Annotated in this window: 25 protein-coding genes and 2 pseudogenes; 18 read left to right on the top strand and 9 right to left on the bottom strand. The window is 57.4% G+C overall.

What is annotated here, in order from left to right; translation table 11 throughout:
* Window positions 1–64 precede the first annotated feature (64 nt).
* From LPA46_RS16550 to LPA46_RS16535, 4 genes are all read left to right on the top strand, one after another.
* Window positions 65–721, top strand: a complete 657-nt coding sequence (locus tag LPA46_RS16550; RefSeq protein ID WP_230893454.1) for an AIM24 family protein — start codon at window positions 65–67, stop codon at window positions 719–721.
* Between the two features lie 142 nt (window positions 722–863).
* On the top strand, window positions 864–1,256 hold the full coding sequence (locus LPA46_RS16545; RefSeq protein WP_230893453.1) for a hypothetical protein: 393 nt from the start codon (window positions 864–866) through the stop codon (window positions 1,254–1,256).
* Between the two features lie 165 nt (window positions 1,257–1,421).
* Complete coding sequence (locus LPA46_RS16540; protein WP_230893452.1) at window positions 1,422–2,600, top strand: tubulin/FtsZ family protein; 1,179 nt, start codon at window positions 1,422–1,424, stop codon at window positions 2,598–2,600.
* Entirely contained in the window at window positions 2,600–3,748 is a 1,149-nt protein-coding gene (locus LPA46_RS16535) for a tubulin/FtsZ family protein (protein WP_230893451.1), read from the top strand. Before LPA46_RS16540 ends, LPA46_RS16535 begins: the two co-directional genes overlap by 1 nt.
* Before the next feature lie 90 nt (window positions 3,749–3,838).
* On the opposite strand, the gene LPA46_RS16530 is transcribed toward LPA46_RS16535, so the two are convergent.
* The 3 genes from LPA46_RS16530 to LPA46_RS16520 all read right to left on the bottom strand — a co-directional run bounded on the left by LPA46_RS16530 (window position 3,839) and on the right by LPA46_RS16520 (window position 7,552).
* Window positions 3,839–4,585 carry a hypothetical protein gene (locus LPA46_RS16530; RefSeq protein ID WP_230893450.1) on the bottom strand — a complete coding sequence of 249 codons (747 nt, stop codon included), beginning with the start codon at window positions 4,583–4,585 and terminating at the stop codon, window positions 3,839–3,841.
* Window positions 4,586–4,690: 105 nt separating this feature from the next.
* Entirely contained in the window at window positions 4,691–5,521 is an 831-nt protein-coding gene (locus tag LPA46_RS16525) for a DUF7260 family protein (RefSeq protein WP_230893449.1), read from the bottom strand.
* An 846-nt stretch (window positions 5,522–6,367) separates the two neighbouring features.
* Window positions 6,368–7,552, bottom strand: coding sequence for a DUF7094 domain-containing protein (locus LPA46_RS16520; RefSeq protein ID WP_442908269.1), 1,185 nt, complete (start codon window positions 7,550–7,552; stop codon window positions 6,368–6,370).
* 177 nt (window positions 7,553–7,729) lie between these two features.
* On the opposite strand from LPA46_RS16520, the gene LPA46_RS16515 reads away from it, so the two are divergent.
* The 5 genes and pseudogenes from LPA46_RS16515 to LPA46_RS19285 form a co-directional block, all read left to right on the top strand.
* Window positions 7,730–7,972, top strand: a complete 243-nt coding sequence (locus LPA46_RS16515; protein WP_230893447.1) for a MarR family transcriptional regulator — start codon at window positions 7,730–7,732, stop codon at window positions 7,970–7,972.
* A 526-nt stretch (window positions 7,973–8,498) separates the two neighbouring features.
* Window positions 8,499–9,368, top strand: a complete 870-nt coding sequence (locus LPA46_RS16510) for a hypothetical protein (RefSeq protein ID WP_230893446.1) — start codon at window positions 8,499–8,501, stop codon at window positions 9,366–9,368.
* Window positions 9,346–12,390 (top strand): type IV secretory system conjugative DNA transfer family protein, encoded by a 3,045-nt coding sequence (locus LPA46_RS16505; RefSeq protein ID WP_230893445.1) that lies wholly within the window; start codon window positions 9,346–9,348, stop codon window positions 12,388–12,390. The genes LPA46_RS16510 and LPA46_RS16505 overlap by 23 nt, the downstream gene beginning before the upstream one ends.
* 948 nt (window positions 12,391–13,338) lie before the next feature.
* Complete coding sequence (locus tag LPA46_RS16500) at window positions 13,339–13,878, top strand: winged helix-turn-helix domain-containing protein (RefSeq protein ID WP_442908268.1); 540 nt, start codon at window positions 13,339–13,341, stop codon at window positions 13,876–13,878.
* A pseudogene (locus LPA46_RS19285) lies at window positions 13,857–13,958 on the top strand (hypothetical protein); the annotation flags it as partial. The gene LPA46_RS16500 and the pseudogene LPA46_RS19285, both read left to right, overlap by 22 nt.
* Here the strand turns inward: LPA46_RS19285 and LPA46_RS16495 are convergent.
* The 3 genes and pseudogenes from LPA46_RS16495 to LPA46_RS16485 form a co-directional block, all read right to left on the bottom strand.
* Entirely contained in the window at window positions 13,955–15,199 is a 1,245-nt protein-coding gene (locus LPA46_RS16495; protein ID WP_230893443.1) for an RNA-guided endonuclease InsQ/TnpB family protein, read from the bottom strand. The pseudogene LPA46_RS19285 and the gene LPA46_RS16495 sit on opposite strands and share 4 nt — an antisense overlap.
* Before the next feature lie 513 nt (window positions 15,200–15,712).
* Window positions 15,713–16,618, bottom strand: a pseudogene (locus LPA46_RS16490) (cell division control protein Cdc6); the annotation flags it as partial.
* A complete protein-coding gene (locus tag LPA46_RS16485; RefSeq protein WP_230893442.1) occupies window positions 16,564–17,856 on the bottom strand; it encodes an RNA-guided endonuclease InsQ/TnpB family protein in 1,293 nt (430 codons plus the stop codon). The pseudogene LPA46_RS16490 and the gene LPA46_RS16485, both read right to left, overlap by 55 nt.
* Window positions 17,857–18,338: 482 nt before the next feature.
* Between LPA46_RS16485 and LPA46_RS16480 the strand changes: the two genes are divergently transcribed.
* Together LPA46_RS16480 and LPA46_RS16475 are read left to right on the top strand one after the other, a co-directional pair.
* Window positions 18,339–18,872: a DUF7342 family protein gene (locus tag LPA46_RS16480; RefSeq protein ID WP_230893441.1), complete on the top strand. Its 534-nt coding sequence runs from the start codon at window positions 18,339–18,341 to the stop codon at window positions 18,870–18,872.
* On the top strand, window positions 18,872–19,309 hold the full coding sequence (locus LPA46_RS16475; protein WP_230889915.1) for a hypothetical protein: 438 nt from the start codon (window positions 18,872–18,874) through the stop codon (window positions 19,307–19,309). The genes LPA46_RS16480 and LPA46_RS16475 overlap by 1 nt, the downstream gene beginning before the upstream one ends.
* 361 nt (window positions 19,310–19,670) lie before the next feature.
* Here LPA46_RS16475 and LPA46_RS16470 read toward each other — a convergent pair whose 3' ends face one another.
* Together LPA46_RS16470 and LPA46_RS16465 are read right to left on the bottom strand one after the other, a co-directional pair.
* Window positions 19,671–20,039 (bottom strand): DUF5615 family PIN-like protein, encoded by a 369-nt coding sequence (locus LPA46_RS16470; RefSeq protein ID WP_230893440.1) that lies wholly within the window; start codon window positions 20,037–20,039, stop codon window positions 19,671–19,673.
* A complete protein-coding gene (locus LPA46_RS16465; RefSeq protein WP_230893439.1) occupies window positions 20,036–20,311 on the bottom strand; it encodes a DUF433 domain-containing protein in 276 nt (91 codons plus the stop codon). The genes LPA46_RS16470 and LPA46_RS16465 overlap by 4 nt, the downstream gene beginning before the upstream one ends.
* A gap of 335 nt (window positions 20,312–20,646) precedes the next feature.
* Between LPA46_RS16465 and LPA46_RS16460 the strand changes: the two genes are divergently transcribed.
* From LPA46_RS16460 to LPA46_RS16440, 5 genes are all read left to right on the top strand, one after another.
* Complete coding sequence (locus LPA46_RS16460; RefSeq protein WP_230893438.1) at window positions 20,647–21,360, top strand: DUF7437 domain-containing protein; 714 nt, start codon at window positions 20,647–20,649, stop codon at window positions 21,358–21,360.
* A 111-nt stretch (window positions 21,361–21,471) separates the two neighbouring features.
* Entirely contained in the window at window positions 21,472–22,206 is a 735-nt protein-coding gene (locus LPA46_RS16455; RefSeq protein WP_230893437.1) for a type II toxin-antitoxin system HicB family antitoxin, read from the top strand.
* 63 nt (window positions 22,207–22,269) lie between these two features.
* Entirely contained in the window at window positions 22,270–22,611 is a 342-nt protein-coding gene (locus LPA46_RS16450) for a hypothetical protein (RefSeq protein WP_230893436.1), read from the top strand.
* A 552-nt stretch (window positions 22,612–23,163) separates the two neighbouring features.
* Entirely contained in the window at window positions 23,164–24,180 is a 1,017-nt protein-coding gene (locus tag LPA46_RS16445) for a YeiH family protein (protein WP_230893435.1), read from the top strand.
* A gap of 101 nt (window positions 24,181–24,281) precedes the next feature.
* Window positions 24,282–24,557, top strand: coding sequence for a ribbon-helix-helix domain-containing protein (locus tag LPA46_RS16440; protein ID WP_230893434.1), 276 nt, complete (start codon window positions 24,282–24,284; stop codon window positions 24,555–24,557).
* A 152-nt stretch (window positions 24,558–24,709) separates the two neighbouring features.
* Here LPA46_RS16440 and LPA46_RS16435 read toward each other — a convergent pair whose 3' ends face one another.
* A complete protein-coding gene (locus LPA46_RS16435; RefSeq protein ID WP_230893433.1) occupies window positions 24,710–24,994 on the bottom strand; it encodes an AbrB/MazE/SpoVT family DNA-binding domain-containing protein in 285 nt (94 codons plus the stop codon).
* A 335-nt stretch (window positions 24,995–25,329) separates the two neighbouring features.
* Here LPA46_RS16435 and LPA46_RS16430 point away from each other — a divergent pair, with 335 nt between their 5' ends.
* A complete protein-coding gene (locus tag LPA46_RS16430) occupies window positions 25,330–25,905 on the top strand; it encodes a DUF7342 family protein (protein ID WP_230893432.1) in 576 nt (191 codons plus the stop codon).
* On the top strand, window positions 25,902–26,348 hold the full coding sequence (locus LPA46_RS16425) for a hypothetical protein (RefSeq protein WP_230893431.1): 447 nt from the start codon (window positions 25,902–25,904) through the stop codon (window positions 26,346–26,348). Before LPA46_RS16430 ends, LPA46_RS16425 begins: the two co-directional genes overlap by 4 nt.
* Window positions 26,349–26,599: the final 251 nt, after the last annotated feature.

Genomic DNA, 26,599 nt, shown 5'->3' with positions numbered 1-26,599 from the left:
CAGCCGGTTTTATATCCGGTCGGGAGGATGGGCAGCGTGGAGCCGGGATTTGGCTCTGTGAACCATGGATCTTGCGCAGTTTAAATCCGCGAACGCACCAACCGAAAGCACAGAGACGTTCCAACTCGAGAACAGTTACACGCTTGACGTAGCGGTCACTGATTCGATTATGGCGAAAGCCGGCGCGATGGTCGCGCACACGGGTAATCTCTCGTTCACCGGGCAAGCGTCGGCGGAAGGAGGGATTCGAGGCTTCCTGAAAGAGGCAGCAACGGGAGAAGGAACCCCAATCATGTCCGTTGAGGGGGATGGACACGTGTATCTGGCTGACCAGGAGAAGAAAGTCCAGATTCTGGAGCTTGAGGCGGGTGAGTCGGTCACTGTCAACGGCGAGGATATTCTCGCGTTCGAATCCGACCTCAACTATGAGATCAGCACGATCGACAGCCTCGCGGGCTCCTTTGCTGGCGGCTTCACGAACGTCTCTCTCGAAGGGCCAGGGGTCGTCGCGCTGACCACACATGGTGATCCGCTCGTGCTGGAGCCGCCGGTCTCGACAGATCCGAGTGCGACTGTGGCGTGGAGTGAGACCTCACCGTCCGTTGAGGTGAACAAGAATCTCTCCGACTTCGTCGGGCAGGAGTCCGGTGAGCGCTTCCAGATGCGATTCGATGATGAGAGTGGGTTCGTCGTCGTCCAGCCGTACGAAGAACACGTCTAAGCCGCCGGTCGCCGGCATCCCCTTGATTTGGAATATGTATTGGCTGTGCTTTGGTGTGCTGGCGAGCACGACGAGTGGGTTGGCTGGGCTGGCGGACATTCGATCTGCGGTGCTACTTGGGGTTGCGTTGGGAGTTGTCGCGGTGGTGCTGTGGAGTCCGTTCCTGCTTAGCGAGCGACTGCGGTCGCTGTTTCGCCACCTGCCGCCGACGAACTCGTTACTGAGGAGTTATCTCGTTGTGGAGATTGGATTGGCGGTGCCCTTTATTATGGGAACGGCTGTGGCGTTGGTGCGGATACCGCGGGCGGCTGTTTCGACTGCGATTCTTGATACGGTTGTGCAGATCACGTTCGTGTATGTGGTTGCGTTGCCGGTGCTTGCTGGGGATGTCCTCCCCAAATTGGGCGTTGATTGGGATCCAACTGGCTACAGCGGAACGACATGGCTGTTGCTTGTCGGTAGCGTTGTGTGGTATGCCGTGCTTGTCGCTGTTCCGCTGAGTTTTCTCGCTGTGTTGCTTGCCATTCCTCGCTGATACACTGCGACCTGAATCCGGCTGCTGTAGCGAGTGGATGGGGTGAACATCACGAGGGGTTGTTTCAAGGATGTGATTGGTGGAAAATACTAGGGTTGGTGACCTGTCTACGAAGGGTGAACACTCGCGGGTTTTAAATAGCCATGACGGGATAGAATGACCGTCATGAAGCTCGCCACAATCGGCGTCGGAAACGCCGGGAGCAAGATCGTCGATCGGATGCTCGAATTCGAATCGCGCACCGATCGCAACCTCTGCCAGCACGTCCACGCAATCAACACGGCACGAACGGACCTCGCCAAGCCCGACTACATTCCGGAGGACCGACGAATCCTGATCGGTGACACGAATCAGAAAGCCAAAGGCCACGGGGTCGGGGGCGACGTGGAAATCGGCGCGGAAGTCGCCTCAGCCGACATCGAGGAGATCCGGCGGGCATTCGACGACATCGAGATTCACGAAGTCGACGCGATGCTCGTCGTCGCCGGCCTCGGTGGCGGCACCGGCAGTGGTGGCGGCCCGGTCGTCATCGACGCGCTCCAAGAGATGTACGACGAACCCGTGTACGGCCTCGGCGTGCTGCCCGGCGAGTTCGAAGGCGGCCGCCCGGCGCTGAACGCCGCGCGATCGCTGCAGTCGTTCGTTACGAAGGTCGACAACTTCATCGGCTTCGACAACGACGCCTGGCGAGCCCGCGAGCAGACGATCGAGGAAGGCTACGAGCAGATGAACCGCGAGCTGGCCGCCCGGCTGGTCACGCTGCTCGCGGCCGGCGAAACCGACGACTCGGAAGTCGCCGAGAACGCGATGGACTCCAGCGACATCATCCGCACGCTCGACACGGGCGGCGTGTCGACGATCGGGTACGCGGCAACCCAAGTCGATAACGACGCGGGTGAAGGCCTCCTCGACCGGTGGAGCGGCGACCAGACCACCCAACAGGACGACGGGAGTAACGCAACGAAGATCCAGGGGCTCGTGCGTCGCGCCGTCAACTCCCGGCTCACGGTGCCCGCCGAAATCTCCAGCGCCGACCGCGTCCTCGTCGTGGTGTCGGGGCCGCCGAGCGAGTTCTCCCGGAAAGGCATCGAAAGCGCGCGCCAGTGGCTCGAACAGGAAGTCGACACGGTGGAAGTGCTCGTGGGTGACGACCCGCGCAAGCAGTCGCCACAGCTCTCCGCGGCCGTCCTGCTCTCGAACGTCACGGAAACCCCGCGGATCGACGAAATCCAGAATCAGGCCGTCGACGCCCAGGAGAAAATCGCCGAGCAGGAAGCCGTCCGCGAGGAGGAGATTAACGACCTGATTACCGACGAAAACGACGATCTCGACCCGGTCGTCTAATGGAACTCGCACTCGTTGGGGTCGGCGAGGCCGGGAGTCGGATCGTCGATCGCATCCTCGCAGTGGAAGCGGAGACGGAGCGGACGTTCAGCCACGGCAACGCGCTCGTCTGCGAGATCTCCCAGACGATTCCCGACGACCTGGACATGATCCCCGAGGCGCAACGGTTCCTAATCGGCGACACCCATCACGCGGTTGACGAGCAGGGCGTCGACGGGGACCCCGACCTCGCTGTTGAAGTCACGCAAAATGACTTGCCCGAGATTCGGCGGGCGTTCGACTCGCTCCCGATCCACGAATGCGACGGCATCCTCGTTGTTGCCGGGCTCGGCAGTGGCACCGGCAGCGGTGCCGGGTCAGTCATCATCGAAGACCTACAGGCAACGTACGACGAGCCGGTGTACGCGCTGGGCGTCCTGCCGGCCGAATCCGAGGGCGGGCAACCAGCAGTGAATGCGGGTCGCGCGCTCCGCTCGATCGTGCCCGCAGCAGACAGCATGCTCACGTTTGACCGCGAAACCTGGCAGCCCCGGGTGGATGAGGACGGCCACGACGAGGCGATACATGCGCTGGCGGCACGCGTCGTGACGCTGTTCGCGGCGGGCGAACTCGACGCGTCGACGGTCGCGGAGAACGCGGTCGACTCCAGTGACATCATTCGCACGCTCGCCCCCGGCGGTCTCTCGTCGATCGGGCACGCCGCGACCGAACTTGACACGGACTCATCCGGCGTCATTGCTCGGTTGCTGACGTGGCTTGGTGTTCGCGACGAGGCGGAGCCCCAGACGACTGACGCCGCGAAAGTCAAATCGCTCGTCCGGCAGGCCGCCAACTCGCGGCTCACCGTCCCCTGTGATATTGCGAGCGCGGAGCGAGCGCTGGTCGTGCTCTCAGGGCCGCCAGAGGAACTCTCGCGGCGCGGATTCGAAAGCGCGCGCCAGTGGCTCGAACAGGAGACTGACACCGTCGAAATCCTCGCCGGTGACGACCCCCGAAACGGGTCACCGACCCTCGAAGCGGTCGTCCTCTTCTCGAATGTGACCGACGTCCCCCGGATCGACGCCCTCCAGCAACAGGCCGTCGACTACCAGAAAGACGCTGGTGGGGATCGCGACGAAGCAGCGATGTCACCAGACAATCAGGACTAGCGTCGATCACCGACTTCTTTGACCAGCACGCGAGTTTGGCGGGCCGCTGATGCCGTTCGTGAGTGGCTTCGTGGGCTGTTTCGCCGTGCTTCAGCGCCGTGAGTTCGTGCGGGTGCGCGGGCGAATCAGATTGGCGAGGGAGACGAGTAGCGCGAGCGTCCAGCCGACCGGGATGGCGAAGCCAAACCACATAGCGATGAAGGCGACGCCGGCAAGTTCGAACTGCTGGCGGATGGTTGTGCTGAGATCGCCGATGATGACGACGTTGTTGAGGAGCCATTCGGCGAACAGCTCGCTCTCCGAGAGAATGCCGGCGCCGATCGTTGGCGAGAACAGTGCGGCCGTGACTGGCGGAACGAAGATGGCTGCGACCGCGAACGGGTAGGCGAGGATGAGCGTAAGGCGGCGCGACCCGCGGCGGGCGAACACCCAGCTAAGGCCAACTGAGGCTGTCGCAACGACGCTTGCGGCGAGCACAGCACGGAAGCCGGTTGTTGGCAGGCGGTCCCAGGCGAGTGCTGTGAGGCCACCCCAGAGGACGGCCATCGCGGCGATGATGACGAGGACGCCGAGGCCGGCGACGAGCCGGTCGATTTGTCGGCCGACGTAGCGCGTCCAGAAGCCGAGTGCGGCGAACGGGTAGATGACGGTGATGAGGATGGCGCCGAGGAGGCTCCACGCCCAGAACGCGAGTTGCTTGACGGGAGAGTCGAGGTGCCAGCGGTCCTGAATCGAATACTCATTGGCCTGTCGAGAGAACGCGATGTCACGCCACGCGCCCAACAGCCGTGTCAGGTCAATCTTGGCGGCGGTAAGGAGATCTCGCAGCGTACCCATTATTCGGACCAACCACCGGCTCTGTAATAAGGACTGTGAGGGAACTTCCCTTGGCAGCCGAAACTGAGACCATCCCGGGGTTGGGCGGAAGGCTACCGTCAGTTCTCAGGCGGTTCTTGTCGCGAGGATGTCGGTGATGCGTTGGTTGGTGGTTGTGAGTTGGTCGCTGATGGTGGCGACGGGGTCAAGGATGGGATGCGTGGTTTCCAGAGATTCGTAGAAGTACTTGGTCCGCCGAAGGGTGTTCTTGAGACCAGCGCCAACTGCATGAAGTTCTAAATCACCGCTTTGGCGACGAGTCGCGAGATCTTCGACCTGTGCTGAGAGGTCCTCGATGTCAGCGCGGAGGTGCTGGAGTTCAGCTGTCGTACAGTCGTGGTACGGCCGCGATCGAATCGCGTTGGCCTCTTCAGCGATCGTATACAGCTCCGCGTTCGCTGCTTCTAATGTGGAGGCTTCCCGGTTGAGTGTCGAGATCAGTTGTTTGCGTTGGGCTTTCGACTGCTGGGCGGCCGTCAGCACGTGGTCTTTCAACGCTGGTGTGATCACTGCTGCCTGCTCGAGCATCATCGCGAACTCGTTGCCGAACTCTGCGGTGATGCTCTCCCAGTACGAATCCGCGTACTCGCGTTCGTAATGTGGAGTGTCCATTACGGTCTCGAGGTACGCATCGCGAATTGGCGTGTCGCCTTGGTGTGGGGCTGGGTCGCCGTGGAAGGCGATTGTGTCGTGTGTGGCTGAGGTCGAAGTGACCGCCTCTCCGGGTGTGGTCTCGCAGTCGATTTCGTCGAGCCGCGCGCAGAAATCGCTGAAGGCGTTCGCCTCCGTCCGCAGGAGGTCGCGTTCTTCGGCGACTTTCTGGTGTGCTTCCTGTAGGCAGTCAATCCGCGTGAGTGAACCCGGGTGCCCGACGTTCAGGGTGATCGGCTGGAGCATGTGTCTGAGTTTCGTTGAAACTGAGTAAACTATTACTAATAGAAATATATAGGCGTGTTGCCCATTTCCCACGTATAGAGAACCCAACCGGTTCCCGTGCTGGGAGACAACGTTCGTCTCGTCCACACACGGGGCCGTTTTCGTAGCAGGTCGGGGCTTTGCATGAGGACCACAGCTGCTAATATCCCCTACCCAATCAACCAATCCTACGCAGTACGCCATGGGTCACGACCAGGAAAACGACGGGGAAACGGCCGAATCGCTCCAAGCAGAGATCGCTGCACAGCACGCGGAATTTCGGGATACGTTAGATGACCTGGCGGACTCGTCTGAACGCACTGAGGAATCCGAGGACTCCAGCGACCAAAAGTAGCGGCCACGTTGTATATGACCCTCGGCTTCTGAATCACTCCAGCGCTTCTACTGGCGAGGAACTCACGTGGTGCTCCAAGGCGACAGACACGAATTCTGGTGGCTCGGCACTATATTGATGTAGGAAATCTTGGAAGAGATTGTGACGCCGCCCTCAACAGCGTCGGCCTCGATCTTCCAAGCGTTGGCCGGCCTCCATGGCCAAAACCAACACTCCAACCTACCGCGCTAATCGGCGATAAATCTGTTGGGGTGCGTTGGATGCTTAAGTTTGGTATTCACGACACGAGCGGGAGCAAGGGTTGAGTCGAAGGGGCCGGTTTCTCGGGTTGAACCCATCCTCGATTCAAGCTAGATCAGGTTGGTACTGGATAGTTACAGAAACCCACTCACTACGTGTGGAGGCAACGAGGTCTATCGCATTAGATGGCTACAGCGTCGGGCTTCCACGACCATCGTGGAACTTTAGGGAGGTCAGGGATTGACGACGCGGATTTCGGTGTCGTCCGTCACGGCGGTGATTGTATAGTCGCCCGCTGGCTCGATCAGCCAATAAATGCCGTCCTGGCCCGTCGTGCCAACCGAACTGTTGTCTACGCGAATCTCTGCATCAACAGGATCCCCGTCCGGAGCAGTGACATTAACCTGGAGCGGCCCGCCAGTAAACGACTGACTCACGGTCACCACGTAGTTGGTTTTCTCGATTGTGACGTCGGGTGAAGCCTCCAGCTGATCGAGTCGTATTCGGTGGACCTCCTGATACACGTCCTGCGTGCTCGTGTCGACGTAGGCGTTGATTTCGCCGCTCGGATACGTGAGCGTCAACCAGTACGCGTACTGGGGGCCGGCACTGTCGATCGGGAGCGGGGTGAAGCTGACGCCCGCACTCTGGTTCATCACCCAGGGGTACTGCTGGCGGATATTCTCGAGCAGAGGCTCTGCCTGTGGAATCTGTCCTGGCTCGGAATTATACTGATCCGGCCGATTCGCCTCTCGAACATAGACGCCATCCTCGATAATTGCGCTCGTCGTTCCGTTCGGCCCTCCGCCAATATAGATTTGGCCGGAGCTCCCGCCCTCAGTAATCGCGGTAGCGATGCGGTCGCGTACTGGCCCCGTGTACATCATGAGTTGTGCACGAAGTTCAACCGCACGCGACACAAGTTCGGAATCCTCGGATGCGCGCTCTTCAATCGCTTCTGCCGTCGACACGAGGTCTTCAGCCCGGGAATCAATCTGGGCGAGTTGATTCCCGTATTCTTTCGTCGAGATGGCGCCTTCTCGGTACTGCTGGCGGGCCGCCCTCGAATCCGTTGCCAGTTGGTCGACCGCCTCAGACAGTGCGTCCGTCGCGTTCGTCAGAATTCGCGTTCGGGCCGCTTCGGTCTCCGCAGCGTCCAACCGGGCTTGGAGTATTGAGATCGAGAGCTCCTGGCCGGTTGCGTGATGGCCAATTGATAAGGTATCTGTGACAGTGATGCTAGGGGTGGTGAAATTTTGGCGGTCTTCACTAACCGAGAGCACTGACGGCGTCGCAACCGACGCTTGATTCGCTTGGTCGATTGTTCGCGACGGGGGTTGGGCGGCTAGTACGCCCGCTGTACCAGACACTACGACCAACAGACAGCAGAGGAGGGCTAGCCCGCGTCGATAAGCCATACTCACGGTACCGCGTACACGATGAAAAATCTACCTCCACCAGCCGGACTGCTTGTACTGCTGACCAGATACATAGTATTGATTCAAGAACCCTCCATTTGTTGTTCCACGCCCGCGAAATGAAGTAGAGACTGGACAAGCGTAGGGATTAATATCGTTGACTCAAAACTGGCGAGCATGAGTACGTCAAGCATGGACGACACCACCGCTGAGGCAATCGAAGATCTGCCGCCCAGCGCGAAGCTCGTCGCAAAAGTCCTCGAACATAACGACACCCTCACGCAGAGTGAGCTCGCCGACGAAACCCTCCTCCCCGCCCGCACCGTCCGATACGCACTCACCCGCCTCGAAGAAGCAAACGCCATCACCGCCAGATTCTCATTCACTGACGCCCGCAAACAAGTCTACTCGCTTAAATAAACTACCCTACCCGCTCACGGTGGGGAGGACGTCATTTTGTTCGCCCTAGCGGGTTTGCTCGTGGAGGGCCAGGGGGTGGATTGCTGACTTAGGTGGTCAATATCTGCTTTACTTTCATAAGAGGAATATACATTTTTCTTTAATCTCCATTTTAAACGATTGTAGCCACTAGTCGGCTGGTAATGACGCTTTCGCGTATACGCAAGCACCAATCCATATCAAATATACTGGCTATTATCGATGCCGCAGTAGTGTCACGATGATGAATAGTCTCCATCGCCTAGTCTTTGGCCCGCCAACCTATACCGCCGCCCAAATCACGGCCGGCGAGCCTCTTGAGTATGCTGTCGAAGACACCTGGGGCGTCCTGTTGCGAGTACAACCCAACATACGATCGGCCGGCATTCAGGATGCCGCCGGGATATACCGGAGTCTACACGACGTCGAAACATCCTTCTGGGGATCGAACCAGAGCGACTCGTACTCCTTTGAGACGTGGTTCACTGGTGAGCAATTGGAATTCTACGTGCATGCGCCAACGGTGGCGGCTGCGGACACGCTTCGGCGCCGGCTCGCCACCAACTATCCAAATACCGAGATTGAACGCGTTGAGACCGGTCACGGCCTCCCCCAGATTAAGCCCGGTGAGTACGTCGCTGGCGCACGCGTCGCAACGAATATCGGGTCGTATTATCCGATTCGCGACCACACGAACGAGGGGTTCGACACCGACCCATACGGCGAACTCACTCGCGAAATGCTCGGTGACGAGGATACCCGCGTCGTCACCCAAGTCGTGTTTCGGCCGGCGAAAGCCTCCTGGACGAGTGGCTCTCGCCTCCGCAGCGACAGCATCGATGACATCGCCAACAGCCTCCGACAGGGCACCTCAGTCGGGTGGTTGAACCCGCGAACCCGTCCCCCAAGTGCCGCTGACAAACGTGCAGCGAAGACCTTGGAGCACGAACGGGATAAACTCGCCTACCACACCACTATTCGAGTGTTGGCGATCTCGCCATCGAAACGGGACGCCTTAGCGCGCACACGGGGGGTTGCAAATATCTTCGAAACGCAGTACAACGGCATCTCCAAGCAGGGCTTGGAGGCGACGCCAGTCTGGCATCGCGACGACGACGGCACGGTCGCTCGGCTTCGCGAGTTCGTTGAGGCGATGGCAACCCGCCAGTACACACCCCAACAGACTGTGTTGACCGTCGACGAACTAGCCGGCGTTGCGCATCTTCCAGAGGGAGATATTCCGACGCCGAATCTCGACCAGAAGACAACCGAAGACAGCGACCGTGTGTCTGGCACGGAGACCCAGTACAACTTTGCTGACACCACCCAGCGCGGTGGTGGATCAGCTGCAACTGATGGAGGCCACGACCGTGTTTAACGGGATTTTCAACCGCGGTGCATCCAGTAGCGGTGACGAATCACGCGCCAATCAGGCGACCAGCGATCCACAGGACAAGTCACACGCAAGTGAGCCTGAACAGCAACCAGAGACCCAAACCGGCACTAACGAGCGTCCGTATCCAATCACCGAGACAAGTACGGACTCCGTTGGCGACATCGAAGTGCAGGCGGAGACGCTTGACGAAGGCGTTGTTGCCGGAGCCGACATTCGGACGATGTTCGAAGTGACCCCCGGAGCTGGACCACAGTCACTCTGGCTGGGCTACCAGAAAGACCCACACCGTGGGTTTGTGGAGGCGGGGTTGCCATTCGATTCGCTGTTCCGGCATCTCTGGGTGAGTGGCACCACCGGTTACGGGAAATCGACGATGCTGGTCAATAGTATGACCCAACTCGCGAATAACGGGCATGGCTTCGTCTACGTCGACCCGAAAGGCCAAGACTCCCGTGACCTCCTCCAAAAGCTCCCCGAGGATCGGTTGGATGATGTGGTCTGGGTCGAACCCGGGAATCTCGACCGGGAGGATACGGTCGGGTTGAATTTCCTCGACATACCCAGTGGTGATTCTGCCGTTAGTCGCGAGGAAGAGATTGAGACGCGGATTGAGACGCTGAAAGCCGTGTTGAGTAATGGCGAGTACTGGGGGATCAACATGGAGTCAATCACCGAATCGATGGGCCGAGCAATGTTGCAGTCTGACACCCAGTACTCGCTCATCGACATGTACTACATCCTCCTCGAGGCTGACCGCCGCGAGGACTTCGCTGAGACCGTTGAAGACCGCTACCTCAGGGAATTCTGCGAAGAGATCGCTGGGATGCCGGATAAGACGATTCGCCCACTATTGAAGCGATTGAAGGCGTGGGTGGAGAGCCCAGTGATCCGCCAGATCATCGCGCACAAACAGAGCACCATCGACTTCCGTGAGATCATCGACAACGACCGGATCGTCATCGTCCGCACGCCCATTGAGAATTCCTCGGTCAAACAGATGATCTCATTGGGTGTGATGCGGCAACTCTGGACGGCCGTTCGCCAACGCGCAAGCAATCAGGACGGCCAGCCAGACCCCTATTTCGTGTTCTGCGACGAATTCGACGACATTGCAAGTCCGAACCTCGACCTCGAGGGAATGCTCGCTCGCGCACGCTCCAATCGGCTCTCCGTGACGTTGTCCTGCCAGTATCCCTCCCAGTTGGATTCCTCGACGCAGGATGCGGTGCGGAATAACTGCGATACCACCCTCGCATTCTCCGTGAACGCCAAGAGTGACGCACGCATCCTCATGGAGCGCTTCCAGGACTACAGTGCTGAGGACTTGCTAGGGACAGGGCGCTACCAACTCTGGACGAAACTCCCCCGCGAAGATAAGGGGTACTCGAATCCCGTCCGCATCAACACCTTCCCACCATACCCACCACTCCGTCCGACTGAGGCCATCGATGCCATCATTGACGCCAGTCTTGAGCGCTATGGCACACCACAATTATCGGACGTCGAGATTCACGAGCACCTCGTTTTCTCGGATACAACCGGGCAGACAGCGCTTCATTCAGAGGTGACTGCAGAGTTGGCGGCTGCCGTTCGAGCCGTCCAACTCCGCGAAGACTCACGACTGGACAACGACTGGGTGACCACCAAGGCCGTTGATGCGGAACTCGCTCGCCGGCACTCCCTCATCCAACACGACCTCGACTACAACGACGTGGACCTCCCGGAGATACGCGCGAACTCCACGCGATTTGTGGTCGACAACGTGGCTGGCGACCCAGTGGTACGGCTCACCGACGCCGGCGAAACCGCAGCGAAACCCAGTACAGGAGACGTTGCATCGGCGGGCGGTGACGCCCACGACCACCTGCTGTTCGATACCGAAGCCGCACTCACAACACGTGGATTCAGTGTCGACATCCGCGAGCAAGACGGCAGCGAGCAACCCGACGCCACAGCAGTCTATCCCGGCGAGGAGACGGTCTATAGCATTGAGGCTGAAACGACGACGCATACTCGTCCATGGAACGTCCTCGCAAACTTGGCGCGCTCCCAGAAAGGCGACCACATACCGCTGTTTGTGGTTCGGCCCGGAGAAGAGTCCGAAACCCAGTATGCCAGTCGTGTTGAATCGATTCTATCACCGCCAGTCCGGCAAATGTCTGATGGGTCCGAGCGCTTCTATAACTCCGACGAACCCCTCACGTTCAATGGCGGCGCCACAATCGACGGTGGTGTCACCGGCCTTCGACCGAAGACAGATTCCAAGCAGACGGTATGGATTCGCCGGGACAATGAGTGGGGGTTATCGGACGGCGACACCGAGTTCGCCAGCCTGCCAGCCAACGCCCCAATTTCGAAAGACAGCCTCCCAGCGTACTACAGCTACGACGAAGAAACAGCCCAATACACCGTCTACACCCCCGGCGACACCAATGTCTACCAATCAGAAGCACGGCTCCGAGAGGAGTGGACGCCGATCAAACGCCCATTCATCCCTGCCGTCAACCTCCCTACGCCAAACTACGACCGCGACAGCTACCACATCCTCATCCTCCCGCAAGGAGGGCAACCAAAACGCTACACTGACGGGCAAGTCCAACCACTCCCAACGTCCTCCGTCGATACGAACCCGCTTGCTGGACTAGGTGAATCGACTTCGACTCCCAACAAGCAGGCACCCAAGGAACCTCACAATCACGCACCGGCATCGACGATTCAAACCGGTGCGATTGCAACAGCGGATGTCGACTCCAGTGAGGGTGGTATCGAAACATTCGCTGACCTGCATCTGTCGAGGAATGAAGGCGCACAACTTCGACGAGATGACCTCTATCAAGCCTACCGGACTTGGACAGACCACCACGAGATCAAGGAACTCTCGAAGAGTTGGTTCACGCGAAAATTGCGCGAAACAATCGACTTCGAAATCCAGCGGTCACGCGTTGATGGTGAACGCATCCACGTCTTCGAGGACCTCACGCTCACAAGTCAACCCGCCGACTAACTCGGCCGCCACACCCAATACATGGGCTGGTGGTTCTGTCCAAGCATTCTCGCCGATATTCTGGGGATACATGGTCTGAAACACGAGATACAGCATCTGTCCAAGCAATCCTGTCCAAGCAACGATTTCGCAGATCTGACTGTCCAAGCAAAACCACCAGACGGCGCGGCTGTCCAGGCAAAATCCCCGAAATTATCGACTAGTATAGGCGGGAATTCCCGCCTAGACGATTGCCTGGACAAGCCAAATCCACCCTGTGTTCATTGATTGCTGAGATATATCTTCTCACTCCCACGAATTACTCTCTCAACGCCATCCGGTTCGAAGCCTGCTGCTTGCTCTATCACAAACAACAGACACACACCACCGATTCAAGTGAAAGGTCGACCCGCCGCTCCTCGGAAACACCGTGATCAAGTACATTACCGCCAGTTCACTTGCAAGCGTGGTGTGTCTCTCCCTCACCACAGTACATTTCGTCTGTCTGCTCCATCCCTGAGAAGCCGCGATTATACAGATTCGAGGAGAATACCTGCGGCTTTAGCCGCAGGATGAATCCGACAAAACGGAATCAATCCACGCTCGACGACTATCCCGAGATTACGAATACACACTTTGAAGTGGCAGTCAACCGTACTCAAGAGTAGGAATCAGGCTGGGACGGAGCGATTCCACCGAGTCCTACGATGGCGGCCTGCCCGCCTCAAGCAATCAAACAGTAATCGGAACCAGTCGATGACCGGCGAATCCTCACAGGATTCGACCGGAGTTGACTGTTGTCAGCAGAAAAAGTAACTCCGAGTCCATCGACGTCTGGGGGACTCCCCGAGGCAAAACCAACTCTGGGAGTCCGAATATGACTGAGGATAGGAGTACCGGGGGCTTGGCACTCCCAGCAGTCCCATCCGCCGTAGACCACGAGCATCCCTTCAGATTCGTACTGGTTGGATGTTCGGTGGGATTGTGAAACCTGAAATCTCCAACGCTCAGGATTCCTCCGCGTTCACGCCGAGGAGGATGTCAACCAGAGTCACATTCTTTGCACTACGCAGTGCAAGAGCTAGTGCGATGGCGGAATCGAATCCCGGGTCGTGGACGGAGAATCTGAGCGGGAGTGAGCGTATCCGGCATGTCGTGGAGCTGCTGGACGAGCCAACGCCGGTGCAGGAGATCGCGGACCAGGCAGACGTCTCACAGGCAACAGCCGACAATGAACTCCAACGACTACAGGGGGACAACTGGGTCACGAAAACGATCGTTGACGGGACGAAAGCCTACGATCTGAACGCCGTTCGAACGCGCTTTGACGAAGTAACCGGCCTGATCGAAGCCAACTCGCGTGATGAACTGGAGAGCCAGCTCACAGAACTGAAGGACGAACAGGAAGCGTTAGCGACGGAGTATGTGTCAGTTCGCTTAATGAGTTCCGGAAATACCTCGTTGACGAGGACCTCTCGGCGGCCGAGCTTCGTGAGCGACGCAATGTGATCGCTACGTGGGAAGCGATCAACACGGAACTCAGACTCGTGAAACACGCTCCGCAACTGTGTAAGCTAACCCACCCCTAAAGGGGTGGGCTTTCAGCGTGGACTCCCGCTCTGGCCGAATCCTTGGCAGGAGGTTCATACTCTCCGTTCGCGTTCAACGTCCCGCTGTTCAGGGCGATGCCTACGGATGCCCCTCCGCCGTCTCCAGTTTGGGTCCGGCGGAGATACCGCAAACCGATGTTCTTCGCCGCATTGTAGTCAGCGTGATTCTCATAGCCACACTTCAGACACTCGAACGATTCACTCTCACGGTTGTCCGGGTGTGTGAACCCACAGTGAGAACACCGTCGTGACGTGTTCTCCGGGACAACCTGCTCGACGTCGATATCGTATTCTTCGGCTTTGTATTCGACGTATTCATAGAGGCGGTTGAACGCCCACTTGTGTCCCCACGACGCACCAGTGCGTTCCCGAATGTCGGTTAACTCCTCAAATGCAATCACCGAACACTCGTGGTCACGGGCTTCAGCCACCAACTCGTTTGAAATGCGGTGGAGCGTCAGTTTGAACCGCCCTTCCTCTTTCCGACCGACTGCCTGCATATTCTCGTGTGCCCACCGTGTGCCGTGTTCCTGTAAGTCACCACGGCGGTTCTCGTATTCGCGGCGCCAGTGGTCGAACTCGTCGCCGGTCCAGAACGTCCCTGTCGAGGCAACTGCAAGATTATTCACGCCGAGGTCTACCCCGAGAACTGTTCTGTTCTCGGTGGTATCCTGTCCTGGCGTGTCAGACTCCGTCTCCTTCTTGCAGTGGATGTGAAGCATCCAGTTGTCGTTGCTGTAGTGCAGTTCCGCCCCTGTCGTTTCGTACTCGTCCGAGAAGAAGTATTCAGCGTGGGGCGTGTCTCGTTCCTCGTCGGGAAGCACGTAGTCGGCTTCGATGCGACCGTCAACTGTTGCCAGCGACACGTAGTCGTCGTGGAAGGTAGCAGTGCGGTGGTCGTAGACGAGGTGTGGGCTAGTGAAGTGAGGCATCGACGCCGTCTTGCCTCGCTTCCACTTCTTGACCACGCTCTTGGCGGCGTCAGCGGCCTTGTTTCGCGCCGCTTGGACGTGATTGCTGTGCAACGGTGTCTCCTCGCGCACGTCCTCGTAGGTGTCGTCGTGGAGCGTGGTCTTGCTCGTGGTGACGTATTCACCCTCGAAAGCGTGGCGCGTCACGTAGTTAGCAGCCCACAGGAACTCGTCGACCGTGTCTTCGAGGAGTGCGGCGTCGTCACTGTCCACGTCAAGTTTCACGGGGACAGTACGCCGCTTCTCCATACATCATAGGTGAGTTTGATGGTTCAATAACGTTAGGGAGTCGACCCTGCCATTGTCGGTGGGTTGTTGCACGGAGCGAACGCGCTTCCTCCCACCCGTAAACGGGTGGGTTTCCGCGCTGTTACCGCTATGATGATGTTCTCAAGCCGTTCTCATCGCTATGATGATAATCTATAGTATGAGCCGTGGTTGAGGATGTCTCCGCGGCCTGCCAGGCTGAGACTCGGATAGCGCGTATTCGATAGACACACACCATCAATACAAGTGAAGCGGTAACTCCGAATCATCTCCAGCAAGAAGCAATAGCATCGAGTAATCGGCCGTTAGTCCGCTTCACTTGCAAGCGTGGTGTGTTTTCAGTGCATCTTGCCGTTCCATCGTGTCCTACCGGCTAGCTTCAGTTGCAACAGTGGTGTGTTCACCAAGAAGGCGATCGTCGTTGGTACAAGCAATTACTTCGCTTCACTCGAACCGATGGTGTGTCCACAGCCAGCCATTACGAGCCAAAGCGGCCTAGATAACGCTGTTCCGGGACGCTAACGCCTGAATCTTTTCGATTTCTGAATCAAGCATGAGTACATCTGCCATCGCTTCAACAGCACTCGTGAATGGCACATCCAACTCGTAGCTGTAGTAGTTGCCACGAGATCCACTCCGATTCTCGAATTTCGAGAGAATACCAAGCATATGTAGATCCGAGAGGTGGTTGTGGACAGAGCGCTGCTTGAGCGGGTCATCAGTATTCGCGGCCGACTCGCAGAGTGACACGTATTCATCGTAAATCTCTCGAGTACGGCTTGGTGTCTCAGCTTTCGCCGCTTTCGAGACAACTGCAAGGAGAGTGAGACGCCCGTGTGTCGTGAGTTCACGCATTCCCTCCTCGACACGCTCGCGCTCGAGCTCGGAACGTGCTTCCTCAACGTGATTTCTCGAAATCGCATCTGCATCTTGGTTTTCCGCGCGTTCACCAGCTAATCGAAGCAAGTCCAAGGCCTGGCGGGCACTACCACTGTCACGAGCAGCCAGCGCCGCACAGTGCTGTAACACACCCTCTGCAAGCGAGCCATCAGCAATCGCGATGTCCGCACGAGACTCGAGAATATTCGCAAGTTCCAGAGCGTCATACGGCGGGAATTGGAGTTCACGCTCACAGAGTGTGTCTCGGACGCGTGGGTCGAGTTGGTCTTGGAATTTGTAGTCGTTGCTAATGCCGATCAGCCCGACCTTCGTTTCCTCGAGATTACCTTGGGCACGGGCGCGTGGTAGTTCGTAGAGGAGATCGTCACGATCCCCGATAGCATCAACCTCGTCAAGGACGATGAGAACGGTGCCGCCGAGTGCATCGAGTTCCTGGTAGAGCTTTGTCAGCGACCCACGGCTGAAGCGGTGGGCTTGTCGGTGGACTCCCGTTGTGCCGACACTGGGGTGTCGGACGCCACGTCAGTAGCGCTCACGGTCATGATCCCTGACTTGAGGGCGTACTGACAGAACGCCCCTCCAGCAGGGGACTTCTGCCCTCGCTGGAGTTTGAGTGCGAGCTTCCGCGCCACATTCTTCGCCGCATTATAATCCGCGTTCACCGAGTACGAGCAGTCCAAGCACGCGAACTGTTGGCCATCGCGATTCTCCTCCAGCGTACACCCGCACTTCGAGCACTGCTGGCTCGTGTAGGCCGCGTCGACTGTCTCGACAACGATTCCAGCCAGTTCTGCTTTGTTCTCGGTTTGTTCCTGCAGTTTGCGGAACGCCCACTGCTGGAACTTCTTCCCATCACTGATGCGCTCTCGAATCTGCTCGAGGTCCTCGAACGCGATATGCGTGCAGCCGTGCCGTTGGGCTTCTGCGACGAGTTGTTTGGAGCACTGGTGGAGGTAGTCGTTGCTCCAGCGGCCGAACCGGTCACCGATGCGCTGAGACGTCACGTGCGCGCTGCGTGTGCCAGTCTGTTGGAGGCTGGCGCGCCGCTTCTCGTATTCGCGGCGTTGGTGGTTGAGGTAGTCGGCGTTGCCGATGAACTCACCCGTACTGGTGGCGGCGATGTGGTCGTCGACGTTGCAGTCCACGCCCAGGACTCTCGAATCCTGGGCTTTCTCAGGACTACTCGCGTCGATCTCGCGCTCCATCGCCGCGTGCAGGTAGAACTCGTCAGCCTCACTATCGTAATGGACGGTGCTAGTTGAGAAGTCGTAGTCGTCGTTCAGGAGATACTGGCCGTGCGGTGTGCCTTCGGGGTTGTCGGGCAGGATGTAGTCGCATTCAACACGGCCGTTGACGGTGGCGAGACTCACCTTCTCCCGGTAGTAGGTCGCCGCGCGCTTATCGTAGACAATGCTGAACGTATCGTACTCCGGTTGGCTGGTGGATTCGCCGTCGGCCAGTCGGTCCACGCAGTTGTCAATATCGTCGGTGGCGCGTTTGATCGCTTTCTGGACGAGGTTGGCGTGGAGGGAGTCGGTTTCTTCCCGAAGGTCGTCGTAGAGCGCGGCTTCAGCCTCGTTCTTACTGGTAACGCAGGCTTCGTCGGGATAGCGCCACGCCCACTCACTAGTGCGATTGGCGCAGTACTGGAATTTCTTGTTGGTGGCGTGGAGGTCACGCTTACGGTCGTCGGGCACGTCAAGGCGAACCCGCACCGTTCGCGTCACCTCCCACACCATGTACATCACAAGAATCGCTATATTTTATTAATAGTTTTGAATCCGTTGGGGAGTCGGGAATGCCGGTATCGGTGGGTTGTCGCACAAAGCGCACGCGCTTCCTCCCACGGCTAAAGCCGTGGGCTTCCGCGCTGCTACCGCTGTGAATCGCTAGGTTGAATTATTCAATCACTCACTGTGAACCCGGTCTAGGTAAATCGCTGGGTTGAATCGTTTAATCACTCACCGCTGACACCACCCCTTACAGATAGAACTCACGATTACAGAAATCGTGATTTCAGGAACTACGATTTCTGTAGCTGTTGATCACCTCCTATAGGTGTCTTCGCGCGGAGACTCACCTCGCTTCGAGACGCAGTCCACTGAGTCGAGTGGGAGTCGGGACGATCCGTCGGAGAAGATTCCGCTGCTTAACCGGCGCTATTCTCACAAATATATTCGCAATCAAAGCATATATTTTTGTGGAGCGTGTGTGACGTGGTATGAGCGGTTTTGATCCAGCGCCCCAGAACGACAGTAATGGCGCCCGGAAACGGTGGATGGCTGAAACGGACACCTTCGACCGCGTCTACGACGTCATCCTTAGCATCACTACACCGACGCCGTATGGTGATATTGCGGATCGAGCAGACTGTTCGGCGAACACCGCCAAAAAACACCTTGACCGGCTCGCTGAGATGGGCGTTGTCCACAAGGACGAACAGAGCCGGCCAACGCGCTACGAACGCGATGACGGCTACCTCGAATGGCAGGAAGCCCGCCGTATCGCCCACGAACTCACGGTTGATGAGATTATTGACCGCGTCGCCGACCTTGAAGCCCAACGAGACGCCTACGAGCAGCGCTTCGAAACGACTGACCCAGCGTCTGTCACAGTCTTCGAGGTAGACGACCATGATGCAGTACACGAGCGCATGGAAGCGGTAAGCGACTGGCAGGCCACCACCCGCGATATTCGACTCTACGAACTCGCCCGCCAACTCGCCCAAAACGACGGCCACCTCATCCCCGCCTAATGGGTCCGCCATCGGACTCCCCAGCATCAACCGGCCCGCCCGACCGTCAAACCCTTCGCCTCCTCGAACGACACCTCGCATCCGATCCACTCGTTGAGACCACTACCTTCGACCCAACGCCCCACGAACCACGACTCCTCCACGCACACCTCGACACAGCCCGCTACCCAGCATCGACGACTACCGCCCGACTGGACGTGCGCTGGTTCACCACCGGTGATTTCTCCTTTCACTATCTCGAAGCCAACTCAGACACCACCCACTGGGAGTGCCGATGGGACCGCCACCCCAACACCCACAATACACGAATCCACTTCCACCACCCCCCAGACAGCAACGACATCACCGACCTGTCGCTCCCTTCCCAACACCCACTCGATGTGTACTCAACCGTCCTCGACGCCATCGAACAACGGCTTACCGACCACTGGGAGTAAGCCCAAAATTGGGTATTGCGTCTTCAATCGTCGGCAAATTCGCCAGCGACCAACTCGAATTCGATAGCCCACACAATACATTTCGTCTGTCTGCTCCAGTCCTCAACAGCAGACTCCAGCAAACAGACACGAAAGACGATACTCCAGAGTATCATACTCCAGAGTACGATCATCTCGTTCGACGGTACCCAGTCCGATTGTACTCAGCGATGATCAAGTCCTCAAGATCGAAGAGTTGGACTTGGCTTCCTCCCACCCCTGAAGGGGTGGGCTTCCGCTAACATCGCTGTCATCTCAGATATCCATTCCTTCAGGGGTGGGGGAAGTCAAGAAACTCGTCTGCCTCCGCGAACTCCACGACTCAGCGGTGAAGGATGTCGTACCACTGACTGAGGTCTACGAGTTCGTTTTCGATGCGTGTTGCACCGTATTGGTCGAATACTTCTTCGACCGTTCGTGCTAGTCCCTCCGGGTCGTCGTCTGGCCGGCTGTGGTCGTAGTAGAGGAGGATTCCGGCATGGTCGTACTCGTGGTGGAGTGGCTCGAAATCTCGGGCATTATTTGTCAGCAGAACAACGCCATGCTCCGAGCACCATTCCAGCAATTCCTCGTCTTTCGTTTGTTCACCAAACCGATCTTTGGCCTGCTCAACATCGTAGCCATACTCACGGAGCACCCGCTCGAAGACACGTCCAACGTGCTCGTCGAGAAGAATCCGCACACCAGTCACTGGATTGTTTCCCGCGGTTCCAACGAAGATTCGCGGACGCGATCGAAAGCACTCTCGTTTGCCTGCTGGAAGTCACGCACCTCCTCAATATGCTCATAGTAGTACGACAATGCCTCATAGACTGCAGCCAGCGAGACATCCAACTGGTCGGCAACATATGCTGGCGACTGCCCGGACTCAACAACTCTCGCCGCAACGTGACGAACGCCAACCCTCGTACCGTCAATACGAGGCTCGCCACCGAGAACACCCTCGTCACGAACAATACTCATACAACAATATACAGCAGCACCTCGCTTATTCTTTGCGACGACCAAACCAATTCTGACACGTAGCAAGCAGAAGCCCACCCCAACACGACCACGCCCACACATTCGCAGTCCAATTCTATCTACTTCAAGCAATAGCAGCCGCAGTTAGGGCCGCTCTACAACAGACTACGACAGAAATTCCCTCATCACTCTGTATGGGTCAGACTTCACTTGCAATACTGGTATGTCTCTTCCCACCACACAGTACATTTCGTCTGTCTGCTCCAGTCCTCAGCCGCATCTCTCAGAGAGTTGCAACCAATAGTCTGAAGTCCACGGACTTTGTACAAGTGGGTATGACGCTTCATCCCGACCTGTCACGCGTTAGGGCGGATGGTGGAACTCGGGCACTTGATGCGCCGCCGATTGATGCGCTCAACGAAGACACGCTCAAACCAGAGGCTCTCGCAGCGAATGCGCCAAGACTAGAGACCATTGTAGAACTCCTCAACCAGCCAGCACTAACTCGCGTCTACGTCTACATCTGCTACTGGGGTCCAGTTACACCACCAGAACTGATGGACGCGCTCAGCCTCTCAAAATCAACAACCTACGAATACATCGACCGCCTGGCTACCCTAGATCTGGTCAAGCGTGATGACTCGACGCGCCCACAACAGCTCACTGCTGACCCCGTTGTCCTCATCGAAGAACACGCACCGATCATCATCACACCAACCGTCCTCCACGCATTCGCCCTCCAAAAGATCGACGAGGATATCGAATACTTCATCGACCGCCACGGCATCGGCACGCTCATCGCGGGCCTTCGCGGCGCTGGCCTACACTACGCTGGCAAGACCACCCAACGAATGGTTGCCACCGATATTGACGTCCGGGACACGGAAGCAATGATGCTCATCTACGCGGTCGTTCCCGCCCTTACCGTCGGGCGCACCCACGACCCGTACTTCAAGTACCTCTTCCCGGACGTCCACGACCAAATGGACCTCCCCGATCTTGACGACCAAGCGACAACGCCACCACAGCCCCCGACCCGCGAACAGTAAGGACACCGAATGTTCCATCAGTCGGAGTGTGTCCCGGCAAAGACGAGCAACGCGAACGCTCACCACTGGTGGTTAACTTCCTAATTTGGGAACTGCACAAGATCGCTACCGATGACAGAGAACATAACGATAGACCGAGAGGACGATTGGTACGTCATCACCGACGAAGAGACCGGAGTCACGACTCAAGGCGAATCGAAGAACGAGGCACTACTGATGCTGGCCGACGCACTGGCGGCGTACGAAGCGAGTAACGAGGACCTGCTCGCAATGGCGACAGACATCTTCGTCCCCGATCCAGACATGCCAACAATTGAAGACCAGGATGGAGACGACTGGTCGTCTGACCCGCCAAGCGAGAGCCGTATCAAAAAGAACAGAGAACTAGTGGTACACCTCGCGAAGTCGCACAAGCGTACCAACTTCTCGGACAACCACGTCATCAACCAAATTAATTCGATGGTTCAGGGGTCGAGTTGCGGGACAAACGACGACGATTCCAGTGAAGATCGTGGCAACCTACAGGAAACCATCATTCGATATGACCCCGAGAACGTGACAAGCGGAGAATCACGTGAGCGGCTTCGACAAATCGATGCGGCGGAAACAGAAGCAGAAAAACAATCGATTCCAGAGCGTCGCGTGTTCAGCGTAGGAACCGACGAGGACTACGAGCGAATTTCTGAGGCGGCCTGGGGCGTCGCAAACGCCTTTGTTGGCAGATCACTCCACGCAGGCCACGAACTCGTTGCCTGCCCAGAATGTGGCTACGAAGGACACGTCGACCAAGCCGTATTCCCCGGCGGAACAGACCACTATACAAACCCGGAACACGAGGACGAATAAATATGTTAATGGCTGTTTACGCGAGGGGGGATGATTATTAACGACGGGGTATAAGTCACTAGCATGAGCGAGATGGAATCAGCGGGTGGTGACCGCGAACAGAAGAAAGAACTCCGCAAAGAGCATCCCAGTGGCTGGCTGCATCTCACGCAGCACGACGCCATTCCAATCCTCGTAGACGCCCTTCTTGACCTTCCCCCGGGACGCGAGTTCAACAAGACCGAACTCGCAGATCACGCCGGCGTCACCCGGCAGACGGTCGGCAACTACACCGACCTCCTGCTCGAAGTCAACCTAATCGAGGAAGTCCCAGGGACCACTCCCCAGCGCTACCGCGTCGCCGACAGCGACGTCGTCCGCGAACTCTTCGAACTGAACAGCGCCCTCAACAGTACGACCGAATAACCCGCGTTACTGGCTGTATGCTGCTGTCGACCCGGCAACTAAAATGCCTCCACGTTGGCTGTTTTTCGACGCAAACACAAACTCTCATTGAGATGCTTCTTCTTGGGCTACCTACCACTTTAGCGGTGGGATCCCACGTGGACCCCCACTCTGACCAACTCACACCTCCCACGGGTGGAATTCTTGATTGCAGAAATCACGATTTCAGAAACTACGATTTCTTCTTCTACTCCTCGGTGCCCTGTTTCGGGGTCAAGCCCTGGGGAATTTGACCTGCTTGCCTGTTGGTCGCCGTGGGGGTTCTTCTCCAAATCCCACACAGTACGTTTCGTCTGTCTGCCTCATCTCTCTAAAAAGACAGATAGATTACAATTCCTCGGTGTTTCGACTGGAAGGCTGATCGAGCCAGTAAAACAAGTCATTATCGTAGTAATCATTATGTAGAGTATGACCTTCTATGGTCGGCGGGTGGAACTCGAAGCACTCAACACAGCCTTCAACACTCACAGTCGTATGTGGCCGTTCAGCGAATCCACCGGCTTTTGAGCTAATATGACTGTGCTAGAGGGTGACTACAGTACGACAACTCTGAGGCGGTATGCACCAGGAGTGGGGGTTCTCATTGGCCTCGCGGTGATCGCACGGGTGCTCGGAACCCGGACCCCCTACGTAACACCGCTTGTGCTTGCTGTTGTCCTTGGATTGGTCGTCGGGAATACGGTGTCACTCCCGGCACGCATTATCCCCGGTACGAGAACACACAATCTCTGGCTTGCAGCCGGGATCGTACTCATGGGCGCTCGAATATCGGTTGAAACACTGCTTGGGAACGGCCTCGTGTTGCTTGCAATCACGATTGGCGCTGTCGCCGTAACGATTGGGCTTGTTGAAGCGCTGAGTCGGACGTTCTTCGATATTCCAGAAAAGCTTGGGTCGCTGTTGGCTGCTGGTGCGGGGATTTGTGGGGTCTCTGCCGTGGTTGGTGTTGCCGGAAGCATTCGCGCCAACGACGAACATATCGCGTACGCAGCCGCTACAATCCTCCTCTTCGATATTCTCACGCTGTTTGTCTATCCGGCACTGGGGGCGTTCCTCGGGTTGAGTGATCAGGTGTTTGGGATCTGGGCGGGGATCACGATGTTCAGTACCGGGCCGGTGACCGCAGCCGGGTTCACGTTCTCAGAAACCGCCGGCCAGTGGGCGACAATCACCAAACTCACGCGAAACATCCTCCTTGGCGTCATCGTCGGCGGGTACTCACTGGCCTACGCCGACTCCGCCCACAACGAGAGGGTTTCTCTGCGAGTCCTCTGGGATTCCTTCCCAAAATTTGTGCTTGGATTCGTGGCGGTGATGACACTTACTTCAACACCGTTGGTTTCGGAGTCTGTGACCGAGGGGTTGAGTGCTGCCTACCGATGGTTGTTCCTGGTTGCGTTTGCCGGACTTGGACTCAGTATCAACATCTCGAAACTCCGAACGACAGGCGTTCAACCTGTTGCAATAGTGTTGACCGCGCTTGTCCTGGTTAGTGCTGGTACACTAGCCGTCCTTAAACTCGGTTTTTGAACCTTCGTGGATGTAGTTTCCTCAACAGCGCAGTGATTGTCCGGTCGTCGTGGTGGTGTCGCCACGGACTGCTTTTGTGTAGTACAGGTGTACGATAGACTATGAGTGCAGACACGAGTTCGGGCGACGATCGAATGGAGAAGATCAACGCCCGCCTCCCGGCGCCGCTATTGGAGCAAATCGACGAAGAGTGGGGGTGCCGTGGCTACTCCAGTCGATCAGAAGCTATCCGCGACGCGCTGCGAGACTGGGTAGACCCGGCTGTGACGCTCTCGGATGAAACGCTTGACACTCTCGAAGAAAGCCGTGAACAGGCCGAACGCGGCGAGACCGTATCAGCAGAAGAGGCACGCGAACGCCTCGACCTAGATGACTGAGATAGTACACCGAGCAGGCTCTCGAGCAACTGGACGACCTATATCCACAGGTCGCCGACCGCATACTGAACAAGGCCGATTGAGGACTGGTAACCTCTTCCTTGCCGATCACCACAAAAGGAGGTCACAGCGCTAGCAGCGTGGAAGCCCCTTCAGCTGTGGGTCGCTGACGCTGCATCCTCATCGTAATGCGAGCTCCACTCGGATTTGGACTTGCGGCGCACCTCCTCGACATCGACATCGTGTTTCGAAAGAGATCCTTTCACATCACGAAGTCGCTCCATCGCCGGCATTTTCGGCCGTACTTTCACACTCCTGTCATCCTCGAGGATGAACTCAACCTCTGTTCCTTCCTCGATACCGAGTTTCTCGCGAATCTGCTTTGGGATCGTTACTTCCCCCTTACTCCTGACAGTCGCATCTACTGAAACAGTCATATTCTTACTCTACCTACACTCTCCTCACGATTCAATATTCTCCTTACTCACTAGCTCGGCGACGACCTGATTTCGCAGTCTGTAACCCAGGGATTGAGTTCTGCCTACCGATGGTTGTTCCTAGTTTCGTTCGCTGGACTTAGACTAAGCATTGATATCACGGAATTCCGAACAACAGGCGTCCAACCAGTTTCAATATTGTTGACCGCGCTTGCCCTGGTTAGACGAGAGTTTGCCCGTCGGAAAGCGATCTGACCAGTGCAGCGTGGTGCTGATCGAAAACGGAATAATCCGCTCTAGCAAGGTTTATGTCGTTTTAGGCCGTGGGTTGGTGTATGGAAGACCCGCGTTCGGACTTGCAAGCTGATGCCAGCGAACGCGAAGCAGCGCCGGACTTTGACGAGTTAACCCCACCAGAAGACGTCGTCCGTGGTGACCGAACACGCGATGATTTCTTCGATGCCGTGCTCGGACTCGACAGTCCAGCAACCGCCAGCGAAGTCGCCGACCGTGCAGGGCATGGTGTTGATGCCGCACGTGAATACTTGGACTGGTTCGAACAGATGGGCATCGTCACCCAAGTGACGACCGCACCAGCCACGTACAAACGGAACCAAGAATACCTGAATTGGCGGCGCGTCCAGACACTACGCAGCGAATACACATCCGAGGAATTACTCGATTTGCTGGAATCCGAATCCGAACGAGCAACCGCACTCGAACGCGAATTCGACGCTGAGTCTCCATCGGCGATCTCGCTCACACGTTATGCAGCCGCGACCGACCAATCCATCGAGGACGTCTGGGAGCAACTCACGGCATGGCAAACTGCTCGCCGTCGCATCTCACTGATTGAACGAGCACTCACTACTCAGTCTAGCGACGTTACAGATCTCGAATCCGTCGCATGACGGACGGACAGGAGAACGATCCGTCCGATTCACTTTCTGGTGGGCCGATTGATTTCGACCGGCTGGACGCCATCCGAGAACGCCTCGCAACGGACGATCGCTTCACCAAGATTGAAGAACAGCCAGCGTTCGCTCCCGAACGACTGGTCTGTCGGTACGACCAACAATTCTATCCGGAACGTGTTCGACGTGCTCGTCTTGAGATTGTCTGGTTCGAAAACGGCGATTTCTCGCTGCACTACCACGAAGCCCACGAGACAACCGCATTCGATCACCGATGGGACAGACATCCGTCCAATCACAACACCCGCGACCACATCCATCCAGGCCCAGACGCACCAACACCCGGCGACGATACAACACACCCCACCGACTGGCGTGATGTCCTCTCGCTGGCGCTCTCAGAAATCGAAGCCCGCCAACATGGCTTCTGGACCAAGTAGCCGCCCCACACACCTCCAGCAGGCGCTGTGAGAGTAGGAATAAAGAAGCGCTTCCTCTGATGGGCTACATTGCTGCGCCAGCACGAGGTTTATACTTCTTGACGAATATCTTTCAAGTATGAGTCTCGAAGAGACAGTTGACTACCTCGCCGAGGAACTCGACCTTGAACGAAGTGAACACGTTCGCGAGGTCGGTCAGTCGGTCGCCGAGCTTCGCGACTGATCACGCGCCTTTCTTGCCAGCAAACCAC

Origin of the sequence: Halobacterium sp. KA-6 (assembly GCF_021029015.1) — an archaeon.
Lineage (GTDB): Archaea > Halobacteriota > Halobacteria > Halobacteriales > Halobacteriaceae > Halobacterium.
Note: the sequence above shows the minus strand (reverse complement) of the source record. Positions and strands in the feature narration are given on the sequence as shown.

Bases quoted from the DNA above. Each gene is read 5' to 3' on its own strand.
- LPA46_RS16520 (WP_442908269.1), bottom strand. From the start codon at position 7,552: ATGGCTTATCGACGCGGGCTAGCCCTCCTCTGCTGTCTGTTGGTCGTA.
- LPA46_RS16475 (WP_230889915.1), top strand. From the start codon at position 18,872: ATGGGTCCGCCATCGGACTCCCCAGCATCAACCGGCCCGCCCGACCGT.
- LPA46_RS16455 (WP_230893437.1), top strand. From the start codon at position 21,472: ATGACAGAGAACATAACGATAGACCGAGAGGACGATTGGTACGTCATC.
- LPA46_RS16465 (WP_230893439.1), bottom strand. From the start codon at position 20,311: ATGAGTATTGTTCGTGACGAGGGTGTTCTCGGTGGCGAGCCTCGTATT.
- LPA46_RS16550 (WP_230893454.1), top strand. From the start codon at position 65: ATGGATCTTGCGCAGTTTAAATCCGCGAACGCACCAACCGAAAGCACA.
- LPA46_RS16445 (WP_230893435.1), top strand. From the start codon at position 23,164: ATGACTGTGCTAGAGGGTGACTACAGTACGACAACTCTGAGGCGGTAT.
- LPA46_RS16460 (WP_230893438.1), top strand. From the start codon at position 20,647: ATGACGCTTCATCCCGACCTGTCACGCGTTAGGGCGGATGGTGGAACT.
- LPA46_RS16505 (WP_230893445.1), top strand. From the start codon at position 9,346: ATGGAGGCCACGACCGTGTTTAACGGGATTTTCAACCGCGGTGCATCC.
- LPA46_RS16480 (WP_230893441.1), top strand. From the start codon at position 18,339: ATGAGCGGTTTTGATCCAGCGCCCCAGAACGACAGTAATGGCGCCCGG.
- LPA46_RS16450 (WP_230893436.1), top strand. From the start codon at position 22,270: ATGAGCGAGATGGAATCAGCGGGTGGTGACCGCGAACAGAAGAAAGAA.
- LPA46_RS16435 (WP_230893433.1), bottom strand. From the start codon at position 24,994: ATGACTGTTTCAGTAGATGCGACTGTCAGGAGTAAGGGGGAAGTAACG.
- LPA46_RS16430 (WP_230893432.1), top strand. From the start codon at position 25,330: ATGGAAGACCCGCGTTCGGACTTGCAAGCTGATGCCAGCGAACGCGAA.
- LPA46_RS16515 (WP_230893447.1), top strand. From the start codon at position 7,730: ATGAGTACGTCAAGCATGGACGACACCACCGCTGAGGCAATCGAAGAT.
- LPA46_RS16525 (WP_230893449.1), bottom strand. From the start codon at position 5,521: ATGCTCCAGCCGATCACCCTGAACGTCGGGCACCCGGGTTCACTCACG.
- LPA46_RS16540 (WP_230893452.1), top strand. From the start codon at position 1,422: ATGAAGCTCGCCACAATCGGCGTCGGAAACGCCGGGAGCAAGATCGTC.
- LPA46_RS16425 (WP_230893431.1), top strand. From the start codon at position 25,902: ATGACGGACGGACAGGAGAACGATCCGTCCGATTCACTTTCTGGTGGG.
- LPA46_RS16530 (WP_230893450.1), bottom strand. From the start codon at position 4,585: ATGGGTACGCTGCGAGATCTCCTTACCGCCGCCAAGATTGACCTGACA.
- LPA46_RS16495 (WP_230893443.1), bottom strand. From the start codon at position 15,199: ATGGAGAAGCGGCGTACTGTCCCCGTGAAACTTGACGTGGACAGTGAC.
- LPA46_RS16500 (WP_442908268.1), top strand. From the start codon at position 13,339: ATGTTCGGTGGGATTGTGAAACCTGAAATCTCCAACGCTCAGGATTCC.
- LPA46_RS16485 (WP_230893442.1), bottom strand. From the start codon at position 17,856: ATGGTGTGGGAGGTGACGCGAACGGTGCGGGTTCGCCTTGACGTGCCC.
- LPA46_RS16440 (WP_230893434.1), top strand. From the start codon at position 24,282: ATGAGTGCAGACACGAGTTCGGGCGACGATCGAATGGAGAAGATCAAC.
- LPA46_RS16535 (WP_230893451.1), top strand. From the start codon at position 2,600: ATGGAACTCGCACTCGTTGGGGTCGGCGAGGCCGGGAGTCGGATCGTC.